The organism is Paenibacillus sp. FSL W7-1332 (assembly GCF_037969785.1).
Taxonomy (GTDB): domain Bacteria; phylum Bacillota; class Bacilli; order Paenibacillales; family Paenibacillaceae; genus Paenibacillus_AQ.
Window position 1 is genome coordinate 165,001 of sequence record NZ_CP150209.1, and the last position, 17,447, is coordinate 182,447.

General features: G+C 51.0%; 17 protein-coding genes and 4 tRNA genes (1 of these 21 running past the window's edge). All 21 read left to right on the forward strand.

The window, feature by feature from the left end:
• Window positions 1–34: transfer RNA gene (locus MKX98_RS00765), tRNA-Asp, on the forward strand; it begins 43 nt to the left of the window's first position.
• A gap of 84 nt (window positions 35–118) precedes the next feature.
• Window positions 119–191: transfer RNA gene (locus tag MKX98_RS00770), tRNA-Phe, on the forward strand.
• A gap of 12 nt (window positions 192–203) precedes the next feature.
• Window positions 204–289, forward strand: a tRNA-Tyr gene (locus tag MKX98_RS00775).
• 7 nt (window positions 290–296) lie between these two features.
• A tRNA-Lys gene (locus MKX98_RS00780) sits at window positions 297–369 on the forward strand.
• Window positions 370–507: 138 nt separating this feature from the next.
• Window positions 508–1,734: a helix-turn-helix domain-containing protein gene (locus tag MKX98_RS00785; protein WP_339220881.1), complete on the forward strand. Its 1,227-nt coding sequence runs from the start codon at window positions 508–510 to the stop codon at window positions 1,732–1,734.
• A gap of 108 nt (window positions 1,735–1,842) precedes the next feature.
• Window positions 1,843–2,967: a sn-glycerol-3-phosphate ABC transporter ATP-binding protein UgpC gene (gene ugpC, locus MKX98_RS00790; protein ID WP_071219439.1), complete on the forward strand. Its 1,125-nt coding sequence runs from the start codon at window positions 1,843–1,845 to the stop codon at window positions 2,965–2,967.
• A 436-nt stretch (window positions 2,968–3,403) separates the two neighbouring features.
• Entirely contained in the window at window positions 3,404–4,342 is a 939-nt protein-coding gene (gene hprK / locus MKX98_RS00795; RefSeq protein ID WP_071219440.1) for an HPr(Ser) kinase/phosphatase, read from the forward strand.
• 20 nt (window positions 4,343–4,362) lie between these two features.
• Window positions 4,363–5,496, forward strand: coding sequence for a prolipoprotein diacylglyceryl transferase (gene lgt, locus MKX98_RS00800; protein ID WP_194540360.1), 1,134 nt, complete (start codon window positions 4,363–4,365; stop codon window positions 5,494–5,496).
• 7 nt (window positions 5,497–5,503) lie between these two features.
• On the forward strand, window positions 5,504–6,154 hold the full coding sequence (gene ppaX / locus MKX98_RS00805; RefSeq protein ID WP_194540361.1) for a pyrophosphatase PpaX: 651 nt from the start codon (window positions 5,504–5,506) through the stop codon (window positions 6,152–6,154).
• Between the two features lie 13 nt (window positions 6,155–6,167).
• Complete coding sequence (locus tag MKX98_RS00810) at window positions 6,168–6,674, forward strand: acyltransferase (protein WP_071219443.1); 507 nt, start codon at window positions 6,168–6,170, stop codon at window positions 6,672–6,674.
• A gap of 181 nt (window positions 6,675–6,855) precedes the next feature.
• Window positions 6,856–8,082 carry an acyltransferase gene (locus MKX98_RS00815; RefSeq protein WP_113060479.1) on the forward strand — a complete coding sequence of 409 codons (1,227 nt, stop codon included), beginning with the start codon at window positions 6,856–6,858 and terminating at the stop codon, window positions 8,080–8,082.
• 404 nt (window positions 8,083–8,486) lie between these two features.
• Entirely contained in the window at window positions 8,487–9,680 is a 1,194-nt protein-coding gene (locus MKX98_RS00820; protein WP_194540362.1) for an ATP phosphoribosyltransferase regulatory subunit, read from the forward strand.
• Window positions 9,681–9,733: 53 nt separating this feature from the next.
• Window positions 9,734–10,381, forward strand: coding sequence for an ATP phosphoribosyltransferase (hisG, locus tag MKX98_RS00825; RefSeq protein ID WP_194540363.1), 648 nt, complete (start codon window positions 9,734–9,736; stop codon window positions 10,379–10,381).
• Between the two features lie 124 nt (window positions 10,382–10,505).
• Window positions 10,506–11,789, forward strand: coding sequence for a histidinol dehydrogenase (gene hisD / locus MKX98_RS00830; protein WP_339224264.1), 1,284 nt, complete (start codon window positions 10,506–10,508; stop codon window positions 11,787–11,789).
• Between the two features lie 60 nt (window positions 11,790–11,849).
• Complete coding sequence (gene hisB, locus MKX98_RS00835) at window positions 11,850–12,455, forward strand: imidazoleglycerol-phosphate dehydratase HisB (RefSeq protein ID WP_194540365.1); 606 nt, start codon at window positions 11,850–11,852, stop codon at window positions 12,453–12,455.
• A gap of 3 nt (window positions 12,456–12,458) precedes the next feature.
• A complete protein-coding gene (gene hisH / locus MKX98_RS00840) occupies window positions 12,459–13,067 on the forward strand; it encodes an imidazole glycerol phosphate synthase subunit HisH (RefSeq protein ID WP_339220886.1) in 609 nt (202 codons plus the stop codon).
• A 42-nt stretch (window positions 13,068–13,109) separates the two neighbouring features.
• Window positions 13,110–13,841 (forward strand): 1-(5-phosphoribosyl)-5-[(5-phosphoribosylamino)methylideneamino]imidazole-4-carboxamide isomerase, encoded by a 732-nt coding sequence (hisA, locus tag MKX98_RS00845; RefSeq protein WP_194540367.1) that lies wholly within the window; start codon window positions 13,110–13,112, stop codon window positions 13,839–13,841.
• A 68-nt stretch (window positions 13,842–13,909) separates the two neighbouring features.
• Window positions 13,910–14,668, forward strand: a complete 759-nt coding sequence (gene hisF / locus MKX98_RS00850; protein ID WP_071219450.1) for an imidazole glycerol phosphate synthase subunit HisF — start codon at window positions 13,910–13,912, stop codon at window positions 14,666–14,668.
• Window positions 14,665–15,366, forward strand: coding sequence for a bifunctional phosphoribosyl-AMP cyclohydrolase/phosphoribosyl-ATP diphosphatase HisIE (hisIE, locus tag MKX98_RS00855; protein ID WP_194540368.1), 702 nt, complete (start codon window positions 14,665–14,667; stop codon window positions 15,364–15,366). The genes hisF and hisIE overlap by 4 nt, the downstream gene beginning before the upstream one ends.
• 11 nt (window positions 15,367–15,377) lie before the next feature.
• The gene (hisJ, locus tag MKX98_RS00860; RefSeq protein ID WP_220686991.1) at window positions 15,378–16,217 is read left to right on the forward strand and encodes a histidinol-phosphatase HisJ; all 840 of its coding nucleotides are present in this window, start codon (window positions 15,378–15,380) and stop codon (window positions 16,215–16,217) included.
• Between the two features lie 173 nt (window positions 16,218–16,390).
• Window positions 16,391–17,341, forward strand: coding sequence for a ribose-phosphate pyrophosphokinase (locus MKX98_RS00865; protein ID WP_194540370.1), 951 nt, complete (start codon window positions 16,391–16,393; stop codon window positions 17,339–17,341).
• The last annotated feature ends 106 nt before the right edge of the window (window positions 17,342–17,447 follow it).

Genomic DNA, 17,447 nt, shown 5'->3' on the forward strand with positions numbered 1-17,447 from the left:
GAGATCGCGGGTTCGAATCCCGTCAGTTCCGCCATTATTAATTTTAAGGAATAAAAATAGTCGGTTTTCCACAAATTAAAGTGGGATGCCGAACTTTATTTTTATGTCATGTATATAAGGCTCGGTAGCTCAGTCGGTAGAGCAGAGGACTGAAAATCCTCGTGTCGGCGGTTCGATTCCGTCCCGAGCCACCTTTATATCCTGGAGGATTAGCGAAGTGGCCAAACGCAGCAGACTGTAAATCTGTTCTCGTCCGAGTTCGGTGGTTCGAATCCATCATCCTCCACCAGTAATAAGAGCCATTAGCTCAGTTGGTAGAGCACCTGACTTTTAATCAGGGTGTCGAAGGTTCGAGTCCTTCATGGCTCATCCGAAGAGTCGTCAACGTTGTTGACGGCTCTTTTTGTATTGTTTTAGGCTGTTTTTGTCCAATGTAAATGGGCTTAGAGAGAAGGCATTGTCGCTTGTACTGGGTCTTATGCTAAAATAAGAAAAAACGATAAAGTGGTGGAGTCATCAATGGTGGAGATGGAGCACATCGTTCAGAAACTAGAGCAGACCTTGGGTACCTCACTCGGTTTAAAAACATTGAATGATCAGGAAGCGGCATGGTTAACAAAATCAATGGCGACCTCACCGCCATTTGGTGATCGGATTGGTCAAGAGGTAGGAGTTCAGGGGTCCAATAACCGTGTAGAAAACGGAATCTCGCACAAATCCCGAAAGGTTAACGGCGCCTATGCTCGCAAGGACCTGGGTGAGATTTGGATTCCAGTGAATCCACAGGATCCTAGCCAGGTAATCGTAGCGGATCAGGGTGCTTTGACGGAGTCGGAGATTGGGCTTATAACTCTACTATTGTCGAGCCTGCAGGATACGATGCCAGGGGGAGTGCCCAAGAATACCGGTAAGGTTGAAGAAGAACGACGCGCCCAACAGTTGGGTGGCTGGTTAAAGGAACGCCTGCAAGCCGGTGAACTGCTTGCTGAATTACCAGATGAAATGTTGATTCGAACAAGTTTGACTGAGGACATGGTTCCCTTTCTTCTAATTCATGAAAGCGAGCATGCTCCCACTCCAAGCTATAAGGCGCTGCATCGGTTATTGCGCAGCTATTTTGGCGGGGACATCATTCTGGTGCCACTGCTTGATAAGGAATGGATTATCTTAGCGAACCAAGAATTGCTGGATGGTATAACGACCGATGATAAAGAGGATACTTCGTTGGACGGCGACCAGGATTTGCTCTCCTTATTCTGTATGGGGCTCTACGAGCTGATTTCAACGGAATGGGTGGGGGATTTCCATATCTCGGCGATACCGGCGGTTAATGCGCTGCATGCTCTGCCACAGACTGTTAGCATGTTAAGAGAGACCATGACCATCGGCCGTACATTCCAGGTCAAGGAACATATCCATCTATCGACTGGGCTTCATCTGGAGCGTCTGGTTTATAGCATTCCCGAGTACCAGCGCAATCAATTCCTGCGCGAGTACGCTGCCGGCCATACCGATTTGTTCGAGGATAGCGAGACATTGTCAACGCTCGAGTCTTTTTTCGAATTGGATTGTAACGTGAGTGAGACGGCCAAGCACCTGTATATTCACCGCAACACGCTGCTGTACCGGCTGGATAAGATTAAACAGGAGACGGGGTTAGATGTTCGGAGCTTCAGTGATGCGGTTTTAGTGAAAATAACGCTTCTATTGTATAAAGTGACGAAAAGGAAATAGGTTTTTTGTGCAGATTGTGTATAGCAAGTCAGGTGCCTATGGGGTAATATAAGATTATAAATTAATTGTATTCGATTTCATAACATTCATATGAGGGGGCAAATGCACATGGCTGGTGTACGCTTAGAGCATATTTACAAAAAGTATGCAGGTTCGGATAAAGCAACTGTAATTGACGTTAATTTGGATATTAAAGATAAAGAATTTTTGGTTTTGGTAGGTCCTTCCGGTTGCGGTAAGTCCACGACACTGCGTATGATCGCGGGTCTTGAGGAAATTTCTGAGGGTAAACTTTACATTGGCGACCGTGTTGTTAACGATGTAGCACCTAAAGATCGTGACATCGCGATGGTATTCCAATCCTACGCCTTGTATCCACATATGAACGTATATCAGAACATGGCATTCGGTTTGAAACTCCGTAAAGTGAAGAAAGACGAAATCGATAAGCGTGTACGTGAAGCAGCAAAAATCCTGGATATCGAGCATTTGCTTGAGCGTAAGCCAAAAGCTCTGTCCGGTGGTCAGCGTCAGCGTGTTGCCTTGGGTCGTGCGATTGTCCGTGATCCACAAGTCTTCTTGATGGATGAGCCGCTTTCCAACTTGGATGCGAAACTCCGCGGTCAGATGCGTGCCGAAATCACCAAGCTGGTTAAGCGTCTTGAAACCACTTGTATCTACGTAACGCATGACCAAACAGAAGCTATGACGATGGGTGATCGTATCGTTGTTATGCAAGACGGCATCATTCAACAAGCGGATTCACCAGAGCAACTGTACAACAATCCGAACAACCTGTTCGTTGCTGGTTTCATCGGTTCCCCAACCATGAACTTCATCAACGGTAAATTGTCCGAACAAAACGGTGGCGTATACTTCACTTCCCAGGGCTTGAACGTTCAAGTACCAGGTGGTAAAGCACAATTGCTCAAAAATAAATCCATGATTGGTAAAGAAGTGATCATGGGTGTTCGTCCGGAAGATATTCATGAAGAGCCAGTCTTCCTGGAAGCTTCCCCGAATACGATCTTCTCTGCAAAAGTCGATGTAACCGAGAACCTTGGTCACGAAATGCTCTTGTACCTGAGCGGCTTGGGTACCGATACGGTTATCGGCCGTGTAGACGGACGTTCGACTACTCGCGAAGGCGACAATGTGAAATTGGCACTCGACATGAACAAAGTTCATATCTTTGATAAAGAGTCTGAATTGAACGTATTGCTCGAAGACTAATCTTCAGCAATCGGGATCTCTTGAAAACCGCCCCCTCAAGGGGCGGTTTTTTTAGGAGAAAAAGACAATATCACGCTAGCATTCACGCCCTGGGAAAAGGTTTGGATATCCTTTGCCGATGCCAATTGAGGTATTCCATGGGCAGCAATCTATTTAAAGCACACCCCTATATAAGCCTAATGTCGCAATGGAGTAGTCGGTTAGAATTGCATTCATTGGCTTTTTTCGATAAGATAAGCACAAAGCAAGGCATACATACGTATTGAACATATGGGATGTTGAGCATATTTCATGGTAATTTCCAAGATCGCAGGTAAATGTACAGTAGTGTTCTTTAGGAATAGCTGAATGATGGAATATATCATCCAAGACGGGCCGTGCCATATGACGGTTTCGTTGTGATGTCAACATACAATGGAAGAAGAGGGGTAAGACCATGGCCAAGAAAGTGAAGGTATCCGAGCTGGTCCAGCAGTTTCAGCTGGAGGTCATCGCAGGTGAGGAAGGCTTGAAACGTCAGATTACAACGGACGATCTGAATCGCCCGGGATTGGAAATGGCCGGTTATTTTGAATACCATCCGCGGGAACGGGTTCAGCTTATGGGGCGCACCGAGTTGGCTTTCTTCGGAATGCTGAAGCCGGAAGAGCGTAAAGAGCGTATGCGCAGCCTGTGCACGGAAGAAACACCTTGCATCGTGGTAACACGTTCCTTGGAGGTGCCGGAAGAACTGGTGGAACTCGGGAATGAGAGAGGTTTGCCTGTACTGCGCAGCAGCATGGCAACAACTATTCTGACAAGCCGATTCACAAGCTTTCTGGAACGCAAACTTGCACCAACTACAACCATCCACGGGGTATTGTGCGATGTTTATGGCGTAGGGATGCTGATAACAGGCTCAAGCGGTATCGGGAAAAGTGAGACGGCACTGGAGCTCGTCAAACGCGGACACCGATTAATTGCGGACGATGCGGTGGAGATACGTCAGACATCGGATTTTCAGCTGCACGGTACGGCGCCGGAGCTCATTCGCCATCTTCTGGAGATTCGCGGAGTCGGTATTATTAATGTAATGACGTTATTCGGTGCAGGCGCCGTTCGAAACAATAAACGGATTACGCTTGTTGTGCGATTGGAAGCCTGGCAGCAGGATAAACAGTATGATCGACTGGGGTTAGACGAAGAAACAACACGAATTATTGAGACGGACATCCCTCTGGTCACCATTCCGGTTCGTCCAGGACGTAACCTTGCGGTTATTATTGAAGTGGCAGCTATGAACTACAGACTGAAACAAATGGGACTGAATGCTGCGCTGCAGTTTACGAACAAACTGACAGCTACGATCGCTGAAGATATGGACGATTTGGACTAGGACTAGGGAGGTTATAAGTGATGCAAACATTGCTCATCGATCCGGTGGTGTTCTCCATCGGATCGCTGCGTGTTCATTGGTATGGCTTGATTTTAGGGCTGGGTGCTTTGGTGGGGCTGTTGCTGGCCATTCGCGAGGGGAAGCGTTTTGGCATTCCGCAGGAGTTCTTTATGGATTTGGTATTGCTTGGCGTACCTTCGGCAATTATTGGTGCACGTATTTATTATGTAGCATTTAAATGGGAAGATTATAAGGACAACTTCCTGGACGTGTTCAAAACATGGAATGGCGGGATTGCGATATTTGGTGCTCTCATCGGGGCCATTATCTGCGCTTTGATCTTTGTACGTAGAAGAGGCTACTCATTCTGGCGGATTGCTGATATCTGTGCTCCGTCTCTGTTGGCCGGCCAAATCATTGGTCGCTGGGGGAATTTCGTTAACCAGGAGGCCTATGGCGGTCCTGTCAGCGAGTCCTTTTTACGCGGGCAGCTGCACCTGCCTGATTTCATCGTCAATCAAATGAATGTACAAGGCGTATTCCATCATCCTACCTTCCTATATGAATCCTTATGGAACTTGGTCGGTATTGTCATCCTGCTTATTCTTCGCAGACAGAAATTCCTGCGCGCAGGCGAGCTCTTCATCGGATATTTCATCTGGTATTCCATCGGCCGATTCTTCATTGAAGCGGTGCGCACGGACAGTTTGGCGTTCCAAGGCGCAGCCGGACTTGCCGACTTCATTAACAATACGTTATGGGCACCGATGACTTGGATGGGCTTTGAACTGGGCCATCTGGACCCGGCTTACGGCAATATTAGGATCTCCCAGCTGCTGTCCGTATTGATTGTCATTGGAGGCATCGTACTGATCATTGTGCGCCGTGTAACGGGTCGCGCCAATGTGCGTTATTTGGACCCCATCGTGTCAACGAAGACCGGAGCAGGTCCTACGCCTGAAGCGGACCTTCAGACCAATAAAGCCGCGAAGTCATCTGCGCAGGCACCTGTTAAGCAGGACAAACCGGCAGCAGAGCCAGCAGAGACGGCTGACAAAAGCCCTCTAACCCAAGTCCAGGAGACGGAAGTCAAACCGTCCCCAGTAGAAGATACTCCGGCAATAAAACCAGATACGGAGGACAAAAAGGAGTAGTTGCAGCATGATCGAAACCGTACTGTTTGATTTGGACGGAACCATTATTGATACGAATGAATTGATTATCTCGTCGTTTCTGCATGTCTTTGAGGCTCAGGCCCCAGGACCGCTAACCAGGGAGCAGATCATTCCACATATGGGAACCACGCTGGAGCAGCAGCTGCAGGCTTTCTCGGGGGGCGTTGATGACGTTAGTCCGCTTATCAAAGCATACCGCTCCTTCAACACGCTTCATCATGATGAGATGGTTAGACCATTCCCCCATGTAAATGAAGTCGTGGAGCGTCTTCATCGTCATGGGCTTTCACTGGGGATCGTAACCACGAAGATCCGCCCCTCCACGATGATGACTTTGGAGAAGTACGATCTGGAGCGCTTCATGTCGGCGATTGTGACAGTGAACGACGTCGAGCATCCGAAACCGCATCCTGAGCCCGTTCTGACGGCGATCGAGCGTCTCGGCGCCAATCCGGCTACGACGTTGATGATCGGGGACAGCCCGGTCGACATTCAATCTGCCAAGGCGGCGGGCGTGAAGGCCGCAGCTGTAGCTTGGTCCCTGAAGGGTGAGCAGAAGCTGATGGAGTATGGTCCGGATTATGTTTTAAAGGATATGAAAGACCTGTATGAGATCGTAGGACTTCAAGAGGAATAGGAGTTTTGGCAGCATGGCCAGAAAGATTACCCGTTATCCTGTAGAAGGGCCCAACGCGTTATGGCAAATCTACCGCACCGTGAGCCCGTTCAAGGGCGTCAAGAACTTCATCTTTATCCAGTTGGCCCGCTATTGTCCTATTCTGCCCTTGAAGAACTGGATATACCGCCATATGCTCGGGATGAAGGTGGGGAGGCATACCGCGTTTGGATTGATGGTCATGGTGGATGTGTTTTTTCCGGAGAAAATATCCATCGGCGAGAATTCGGTGATCGGCTACAATACAACGATTCTTGCCCATGAGTATTTAATAAAGGAATATCGTCTGGGTGAAGTGCGGATCGGGGAGAACGTACTCATCGGCGCGAACACCACGATTTTGCCTGGTGTAACGATCGGAGATGGAGCGGTTGTTGCTGCAGGGTCTGTCGTACATAAAGATGTGGCACCGGGTGTTTTTGTAGGCGGCAATCCATTGCAAGAGCTGAAGAGGACATCAACGGAAAGTGAGTCAATTTGAGGTAATGTGACAAGTTAGGTTCTCAAGCTACCTGAATTATTGTAGAATGAGTAGAGGATAACATGACACAAAGCGATTCAATAGTCCCCTGGGTATGATAGCCTTGAGGGACTTTTTTGCCCGCCTATCCTTATACAATGACTCTATGAAAAAACTTGAAAACAAGGAGGCGACGCCTGACATGAGTGCAACGCTGAACAAAAAGGAAAGGCTCCCGCAGCTCGATATTTATCGCGCGCTGGCCATCCTGGGCGTGCTTCACGTTCATGCGACTTCATTTGCAACGGTCGATGCGATTGATTCGCGATTCTATTATATTATTAATTTTTTGAATATTTTCTTTAAATACGGCACACCCTCGTTTATATTCCTAAGCAGCTTTGTGCTGTTCTATAACTATGCGGACCGGCCGCTGACTAAGGATCTGATCAAAAACTTCTACAAACGGCGGCTCTTGTACATTCTGCTGCCTTATGTGTTGTTCTCGATCATCTATTTCTTTGTGCGGATGTATCAGAACGGGTTGCTCAACAGCTCATTTGATCTATGGGCACAGATGCCGATATTCTTTGAACGCTTGATTCGGGGGCAGAACTATACGCACTTATACTTTGTGTTTATTAGCTTGCAGTTCTACATCCTGTTTCCGATCTTCCTCAAGCTGTTCAAATCGTCCCGGTTTCTCGTACGGTGGGCGGTTCCCATCGGGTTCCTGCTTCAATGGGGCTTTATCATATGGAATAAATACGAGCTGCACTACACGTTTAAAGGAAGCTTGGCGATCTCGTATTTAGCCTACTATATGCTGGGTGCTTATCTGGCGATGAATTACGACAAATTCAAGGGCTGGCTTACGTCATCTTGGAAAAAGCAGACGTCAGGTCAAAGAGCAGGTACAGTCGTGTTATGGGCGGGCTGGCTCGCGATGGCGCTGACGCACGTGCAGATTTGGTACAATCAGAGATTGCACGGTGCCAAATACGACTCCCTGTTGTACGAGCTGTTATGGAATCTGCACACGGTTTTCTCCGCCATTGTGCTGATGCAGCTGGCCAGCTGGCTGTATAACAGCGGTTGGAGACTCATCGTGAAGGTGCTGACGCGGATTGGCGAGTTGTCCTTCGCGATCTATCTGGTGCATCCTCTCTGGCTGTTCCTGTATCGGGAGTACGATCTCAAGCTGAATCCGGTAACCGATGATTATCTCATCTGGATTTATGGCGGCATGGTAACTGCGCTGATTGTTAGTGCGCTGGTCGTACAAACAGTGTTCCGATGGATTCCAGGCTCCTGGGTGCTGCTTGGCAGCGTTCCACGATCATTGAAGCCATCATCCAAAGCTCCAAAAGCGCCATCGCAGAGAAAAGACACCGTTGCAGGCGACAGCAAGAAATCAGTTGATCTATAATCATAACAGGCATATTCTTTATTCATACCAGACATTATGAAGCAAAGCCGTCCGGCAATCGGGCGGCTTTTTTGTATGATTAGCGATCTAGAGATTACGGGGTGGCCTAACCATACGATACCATCTAATGTATTTTTATTTATGCCGCTAAAGACATGAGAGATTCAATCCACAGACAAGCAAGCCACTCCAGCTTGTTCTTGTGTTACAATTATACCCAGAAGTTAAGCGAATTCTTTGGCGGCTAAGGTGAAGAACAACAGAGAACGATACACAGCAGGAAGCCTCCACGATGCATTGACGATCGGGCAGAGTTCATGGTAATATAGCCAATATCCTTTAATTTATTAGCAAGGTACCACTTTACCATATTAAAGACTTTTCTGAATTTGAGGTGGAGCGTCATGTCTAAACCGAAAGGCTTCGAGAAACCGGCAGGTGTTCGTGATTATCTCCCTCATGCGGTCACGAAGCTGCGCCGGATTGAACGTGAAGTGCTGGCATGTATGGACCGCTGGGGATACCGGCAGATTATGACACCAACGATGGAATATTACGATACGGTAGGCGTGGCAAGCTCTACGTCGGACCAAAAACTGTTTAAATTATTGAATAAGCGCGGAACGACCATGGTGCTGCGGTCCGATCTAACCGCCCCCATAGCAAGGGTCATGTCGTCGCTGCTGAAGGATGAGCCGTTACCGGTGCGCTTGTCCTATCATGCGAATGTATTTCGCGCAATCGAAGAGGAGGCGGGCCGGGAGGCTGAATTCTTCCAGACGGGAGTAGAGCTTGTAGGCGACGATACGCCGGAGGCCGATGCCGAAGTGATTGCACTGGCGATCGAATCCCTGAAGGCGGCAGGCGTGGAGAAATTCAAAATCGCGATGGGGCATATGGGTTACCTTAATGGCCTGCTCCAGGAAGTGCTGCCTGAGCGGACGGAGGATCAAGAGAGCCTGAAGCAGGACCTGCTGAACCGCGACTATGTCGGATACCGTAACACCATTGCCAGTCTGCTCCTTACGGAGACACAGCAGGACCAGCTGGAGGGAATCCTGAAGCTGCGCGGGGGCCGGGAGATTGCCGGGCAGGCACTTGAGATTAGCAGCAACGATCTCGCAAGAGCTTCTATTGAGCATCTGTGCAGAGTATGGGAGGTGCTGGAGGCATACGATGTCTCCAGGCATGTTCTGTTTGATCTGACGATGCTCGGAGACTTCTCCTATTACACCGGTATGACGTTTGAAGGCTATGCTGCTGAACTTGGTTCACCCGTAGCGAGCGGCGGTCGGTATGACAAGCTGCTGCAGCAGTTTGGCCGTGCGGTTCCGGCAACCGGCTTTGCGCTTAAGACCAATCGCATTCTGGATGGGGTTCAGGGGGGAGAGATTGCGGAAGAGCTGCCCATACTGATCCGTTACACGGCTTCCTATCGCAAAGAAGGTTTGGCAAAAGCGTCACAACTGCGGGCGCAGGGCCATACCGTCATCACCTCGATCATTCCGGATTCGGCAAATATTCGCGGTGAAGGCGTGCCCGTCGTATCCGGCAGTCTGCTTAACAGAGGCTACCAGGAGATCATTACCCTTCGATAGAACGTTGATATATCACCCTATTTTATATAGGTCAAGGTCAGGAGGATTTGAACGTGGCGGAAACGTTGAAAGTAGCGATGCCCAAAGGGCGTATATATAAAAAAGCATCCGCGCTGTTCCGTTCAGCCGGACTTCCGATTCCCCTCGATGTGGATGAGACGCGCAAGCTGGTCATTCCCTTGCCGGAGGCAGGAATGGAATTTATTCTGGCAAAGCCGGTGGATGTGCCGACTTATGTGGAATACGGTGTCGCGGATATTGGAATTGTTGGCAAGGATGTGCTGATGGAAGAGAACAAGGACGTTTATGAGCTGCTGGATCTCGGCATCGCAAGGTGCCGGATGTCGGTTATCGGCTTGCCGGACTGGAAGCCGGGCATTCGTCAGCGGGTTGCTACCAAATATCCGAATGTCGCTTCGCAGTATTTCCGTGAACAAGGCCAGCAGGTTGAGGTGGTTAAGCTGAACGGTTCGATTGAGCTTGCACCCCTTATCGGGTTGGCGGACCGGATCGTGGATATGGTGGAAACAGGCCAAACGCTCAAGGAGAACGGACTTATTGAAATGACCAGCATCTTTGAGATCACAAGTCGCCTGATTGCCAATCGCGTCAGCTATCGGATGAAGAATGATGAAATTCAGGCATTATGCGATCGCCTGCAAACGGTCATTATGTCTGAGGGAGCGAATAAACAGCGCTAAGAAACACAGGTACAAACAGGATGAGCATGGTGATCGGACAGATTGATAATCGATTGAGTTAGGAACGATATGCGTATATCGAAAACAGAATGTGATGCAAGCAGCGGGATTGGGGGAGATTAAGGTGAAGGTTGTATCAGCACGGGACTTTCAGCTGAAACGGGAAAATGATTACGGCACACCAGAGCAGAATGAAGTTGTGAAAGCGATTGTGCGGGATGTTCGATCCGAAGGAGATGCTGCTTTGCTGCGGCATACCGAGCAATTGGATCGTGTCCGTCTGACCGCAGATCAGCTTCGCGTAACGGATGAAGAACTCAAAGCAGCTTATGATCATGTGGAGCCTTCGTTTGTAAAGGCGATTCAGGCTGCCGCGGATAACATACGTGCTTTTCATGTGAAGCAGAAGCGGAATTCCTGGATGGATCTTCAAGCCGACGGCAGCATCTTGGGGCAGATCATTCGTCCGTTGAAACGCGTGGGTGTATATGTGCCCGGAGGAAAGGCAGCCTACCCTTCGTCCGTGCTGATGAACGTGATCCCGGCACAAGTGGCAGGCGTGCCTGAGATTGTCATGGTCACTCCCCCGGCAACCGGCGGGAAGGATGGGATTAATCCCTATATCCTGGTAGCCGCGGCCGAGGCCGGCGTTACGGAGATCTACCGCGTTGGAGGAGCTCAGGCGATTGCGGCGTTGGCCTACGGTACGGAGACCATTTCCCCTGTTGATAAAATTTGCGGTCCCGGCAATATTTACGTTGCGTTGGCTAAGCGAGAAGTATATGGTGCGGTCAATATTGACAGCCTGGCCGGTCCGAGCGAGATTGCGGTATTAGCCGACGACAGCGCGGATGCTTCGTATATTGCGGCGGATTTACTCTCCCAAGCAGAGCATGACGAGATGGCTTCGGCCATTCTCGTAACGCCTTCACGCAAGCTGGGTGAGGCCGTTGCCGCCGAAGTAGAGCGGCAGCTTGAGCTGCTGCCGCGGCGCGACATTGCCCGGGCCTCCGTGGACACTTATGGCGCGGTGATCATCGCGGAATCCCTTAACGAAGGGATAGAAGTTATTAACCGTTTGGCGCCGGAGCACCTGGAGATCGTGACGGCGGAGCCGATGGCCATCGTGGGCCAGATCGAGAACGCAGGCGCAATCTTCCTCGGGCCATATAGCTCGGAGCCGGTAGGTGATTATTTTGCAGGGCCGAATCATATCATCCCGACGAATGGGACGGCACGGTTTGCGTCGCCGGTGGATCTGGACGATTTCATTAAAAAATCGAGCTTGATCTACTATAGCAAAGAAGCGCTGCTGCGCGACGGCGAGCAGATTATGGAGCTGGCCCGGCGAGAAGGGCTTGAAGGCCATGCCCGGGCGATCGAGATTCGACTGGAGCAGGAGCGTTAATCAATAAAGAGGAGCATCAATGATTCGTTATATTAGATACGTATAGAGGAGGCAGTCAACGTGAGCAGTTTGGATGCAGCAGCAAGATCAGCCGGCGTGAGCCGCAAAACCAATGAAACCGATATTGCCTTGGATTTCAATGTCGATGGAACCGGGATCTCGGAATTGGAGACCGATGTGCCGTTTCTGAATCATATGCTTGATTTGTTTACGAAGCATGGCCAATTTGATCTTCGCGTGAAAGCGAAGGGAGATATTGAGATCGATGACCATCACACGGTGGAGGATATCGGGATTTGCCTGGGGCAGACGTTCCGCGAGGCGCTGGGCGATAAAAAGGGTATTAAGCGATATGCCAGCGTATTTGTACCGATGGATGAAGCGCTTGCTCAAGTCATTGTAGATATCAGCAATCGCCCGCATTTTGAGTACCGAGCGGAATATCCTTCGCAGCAAGTAGGCTCTTTTGATACCGAGCTTGTTCATGAATTTCTGTGGAAGTTGGCGCTGGAAGCCCGTATTACGCTGCATGTCATCGTTCATTACGGACACAATACCCACCATATGATTGAAGCGGTATTTAAGGCGCTCGGCCGTGCATTGGATGAGGCGACTACCGTGGATCCGCGGGTGACCGGCGTGCCCTCCACGAAGGGAGTGCTCTAATCGATGGCGATTGCAATCGTGGATTATGGCATGGGCAATCTGCATAGCGTGAGCAAAGCAGTGGAGCGGCTTGGGTATGAGCCGCTCGTCACGGGGAAGCGGGAGGAGATTCTGGCGGCGGATGGCGTCATTCTGCCGGGCGTCGGCGCGTTCGGCGATGCCATGGAGCAGCTGCGTGAAACCTCGCTGGACTCGGTCATGAAGGATGCTGCGGAATCAGGGAAGCCGCTGCTGGGAATTTGCCTCGGCATGCAGCTCCTGTTCAGCCGGAGCGAGGAGCATGGCCAGTTTGAAGGGCTGGATATTTTGCCCGGATCGGTTGTTCGGTTTACGGGTGGTGACTACAAGGTGCCGCATATGGGCTGGAATTCATTGCAGTTCGGGAAGCGGGAGCATCCGCTGTTTGCGGGACTTGAGGAAGGTCATGTGTATTTTGTCCATTCGTATCATGTTCTTCCTGAGGTTCAGGCTGATTTGCTGGCGGTTACTGATTACGGTCAGCCAGTGACGGCCATCGTGGGCCGCGGTTCGGTGTACGGCATGCAGTTCCATCCCGAGAAGAGCGGGGAGCTTGGGATGAGCCTGCTTCGTAATTTCTTGGCTTTAACGTAATGTAAGGCGATCAAATAGACCAGAAGGAAAGTGGGAATGGGGATGTCCTCTTTTATCATATATCCGGCAATCGATATTCGTGGCGGCAAATGCGTCAGACTCGTGCAAGGCGATTATAATCAAGAAACGGTATACAATGATAATCCGCTGGAGGTAGCCAAATCATGGGAAGAGCAGGGCGGCACCTTTATTCATCTCGTGGATTTGGACGGAGCCAAGGCAGGCCATCCGGTAAATGACGATATCATCGGGAAGATCGCAGCCAGCGTCCAAGTTCCGGTTCAGGTAGGCGGAGGCCTGCGCACGCTGGCGGATGTGGAGAGGCTGCTGTCGCTTGGCGTCAGCCGGGTGATCATCGGTACGGCGGCGATTGAAGACCGTGTCTTCACGGAAGAGGTGCTGGGCAAGTACGGGGATAAGGTGGCCATCGGGATCGATGCGCGCAACGGATACGTGGCAACCAGGGGCTGGCTGGAGACGTCCGAGGTTCAAGCCGAGGTGTTGGCTAAGGAGCTGGCAGCCAAAGGAGCGGAAACCTTCATCTTTACCGATATTTCCCGTGACGGGATGATGCAGGGGCCTAACGTGGAGGGGATTGTCTCGCTTGCCAAAGCCAGCGGCCGCTCGGTCATCGCTTCGGGCGGCGTGACGAAGCTGGACGATTTGCTGGCGCTCAGCGCGCACAGCGGTGACGGTGTAGGCGGAGCAATCGTAGGCAAGGCACTGTATACAGGCAATATTGATCTGAACGAGGCCATTACGCGAATCAAGTGAGGCCGGACCAAGGTTCCGTTCAAATAAGCGATTGATCGACAGAGTTCATAGGGGAAGAGGGGAAAGGCATGCTGGCAAAACGGATCATACCTTGCCTGGACGTGAAGGACGGCCGGGTGGTGAAGGGCGTAAATTTTGTGAATCTCCGCGATGCGGGCGATCCCGTGGAACTGGCGGCACTCTATGACCGGGAAGGCGCAGACGAGCTAGTCTTTCTGGATATTTCGGCATCGGTCGAAGGCCGGGCGACGATGGAGGAAGTCGTGCGGAGAACGGCAGGAGAAATTGCCATCCCTTTTACCGTGGGTGGAGGCATCTCGTCCGTCGAGGACATGAAGCGGATTCTGCGGGCGGGAGCGGATAAAATCGGGATCAATACGGCAGCGGTCAAGCAGCCGGAGCTCATCTCGGCCGGAGCACGAAAATTCGGCTCCCAATGCATCGTTGTGGCCATCGATGCCAAGTACAACGAAGCGTGGGGAGAATGGGAAGTGTACACGCACGGCGGACGTACGCCTTCCGGCATCAAAGCGCTGGATTGGGTAAAGCAGGCGGAAAGCCTGGGTGCGGGCGAGATTTTGTTGACCAGCATGGATGCGGACGGAACGAAGGATGGGTTCGATCTGTCGCTAACCTCTGCCGTATCTTCGACGGTGCAGATCCCGGTCATCGCATCCGGCGGCGCCGGCAAAGAGGATCACTTCTATGACGTGTTTACCAAAGGCAAGGCGGATGCGGGTCTTGCCGCAACGATTTTTCATTATAAAGAGATTTCGATTCCTCATCTGAAGTTGCAGCTTAGTCAAAAAGGAGTGGATATACGGTGAGCGAAGATATGTTGAAGGATTTATCCCTGGAGCAGGTCAGCGAGCATATCCGTTGGGATGCCTCGGGCTTGGTGCCGGCGATTGTACAGGATGCACAGAGCAAGCAGGTGCTGATGATGGCTTATATGAATCGGGAGTCTCTCCGCTTGACGCTGGAAAGCGGGGAAACTTGGTTCTGGAGCCGTTCGCGCGAGGAACTGTGGCATAAGGGGGCAACTTCCGGGAACGTTCAAACCGTGGTTTCCATGACGTACGACTGTGATGGAGACACCCTCTTGCTGCAGGTGAATCCGAAGGGACCGGCTTGTCATACCGGACAAACGACCTGCTTCTTCAATGAGATTACGGTTCAGGGGCAGAAGAGCGAGCCTGTGAACAACCATGCAGCTGCAGAGAGCGGGCGGTTTGCGGTGCTTGCCGAGCTGGAAGAGGTCATTGCCCAGCGTGAAGTGGAGCGGCCTGAAGGAGCCTATACGACTTACCTTTTTGATAAAGGGGTAGACAAAATCCTTAAGAAGGTGGGCGAAGAAGCTTCGGAAACAATCATCGCCGCCAAAAATAAAGACAACGCCGAGCTTAAGCTAGAAATCAGCGATCTGATCTACCATCTGCTGGTACTTCTCCAGGAGCGGAAGCTCCCGCTGGATGAGATCATGGATGAGCTAAGCCGCCGCCATGAACGGCCGCGCCGCGATTAGGAGGCTTACCGATGCATATTGATTACCATACCCACCATGCCCGGTGCGGACATGCCGAGGGGCAGCTGGAGGAGTATGTACGGCGCGCCATTGAACTCGGGATGGATCAATTGGGCTTGTCGGATCATATGCCTTTGATACACGTGGATCCGGAGGCGTACTATCCGGAGATGGCCATGCCGATGGACGAGCTGCCGCGTTATGTGGAAGAGTGCCTGCTGCTGAAGGAACGCTACCAAGGGCAGATTGACATTCGGATCGGACTCGAAGGCGATTATATCGAGGGTTATGAAGAACAGATTGAGCGGATTGTGAATGACTATCCATGGGATTATGTCATTGGCTCCGTTCATTTTCTTGGTGAATGGGATATTACGGATTACCGTCAGACCCAAGGCTGGGAGGGCAAGGATCCGCTTGAGGTTTATAGACGATATTATGATGCGGTGCAGAAAGCCGCCGCGACCGGCTTCTATGATATCATGGGTCATCTGGACGTGATCAAGCGTTTCGGTTATGGGCCGGGCCCCGAGCAGAAGCCGGAAGTGATCGCTTTGGAGCAAGGAGCGCTTGCGGCCGTGGCCCAAAGCGGAAAAGCCATGGAGCTGAACGCCTCCGGCTTATCGAAGGCCTGTGAGGAAATGTTTCCAAGCCGCCGCATGCTGGAAGAAGCGATGAAGCTTGGCATTCCGTTGACTTTAGGGTCGGATGCCCACCAGCCGATGAAGCTGGGCGAGCATCTGGATCAGGCCCGGGCACTGCTATCGGAGCTTGGCGTTCGGGAGGTTGCGACCTTCCGTAACCGGAAGCGGGAGATGGTGCTTTTGAATGTTGAGGGAAACCATGTATAATAAAGAAAAGCACTAATTGCAAACAGGTTTATTGCAGACGGCTGTTTTCTACTCCTAGAGACCCTTCTTCGAAGAGGTTGACGGAGGCGGGAACGGCCTGATTTGACGATAGCGCTTTCAACGAGATCGCTGCATCAGCCGACATTATCAACCACTCTCGTCAGGAGGTCCTCATGAATCGTTCATTACGATTGTTCGCCGGCACTTCAAATCCGACGCTTGCCGCAAATATCAGTCAGCAGTTGGGAGTTGAACCGGGAAAGATCAAGATTTCCCGCTTTCAGAGTGGCGAAGTTTATGTGCACTTTGAAGAGAGCATCCGCAATTGCGATGTTTTCCTGCTGCAGTCCTTTTCTCACCCTATCAATGAAATGTTCGTGGAGCTATTGGTTATGATTGATGCCGCGAAGCGCGCTTCCGCCAGAACGATCAATATCATTGTGCCTTATTACGGTTATGCCAGACAGGAACGAAAGTCAGCGCCACGTGAACCGATATCGGCTAAAATGGTAGCCGACGTGCTGACCACAGCCGGTGCCAACCGCGTGATAACCATCGATCTGCATGCGCCAGCCATTCAGGGCTTCTTCAATATACCGGTGGATCATCTGACTGCGCTGGATTTGATTACGGAGTATCTGAAGTCCAAGAACATCGAGAATCCGGTTATCGTTTCTCCCGATGCCGGTCGGGCGAAGACGGCCGAGAAGCTTTCGAGCCGCCTGGGGTCGCCGTTTGCCATGATGGTCAAGCAGCGTCCTGCCCATAACGAAGCGGTTATTACCCATGTTATAGGGGATGTGGCGGGTCGCACGCCGATTATTATCGAAGACTTGATTGATACGGGAACCACCATCGTGCAAGTGGTGGAAAGCTTAAAGGATCGGGGAGCCAATGATGCCATTGTGTGCGCGACCCATGGTCTTTTCTCCGGTGAAGCACTTGACCGTCTCGACCATGCACATATCGAGGAAATCGTGGTCACAGACTCCATTGTGCTCCCGGACCATCACTGCAAAATGCGGCTTAAGGTGCTGTCCGTAGCGCCCATGTTGGCCCAGGCAACCCATATTATTATCGAGGGCGGATCGATCGCCACTTTGTTCAAAGACGCCGGTGTGTAAACTGGTGTCTTTTTTCTGCAAATGACGTTGAAACTTGTGTTATACTGTTGTGGATAGAGGAGCAAGTTAAAGGAGGTGCCTTGCTTTTCGTGAATGGTCATCCATA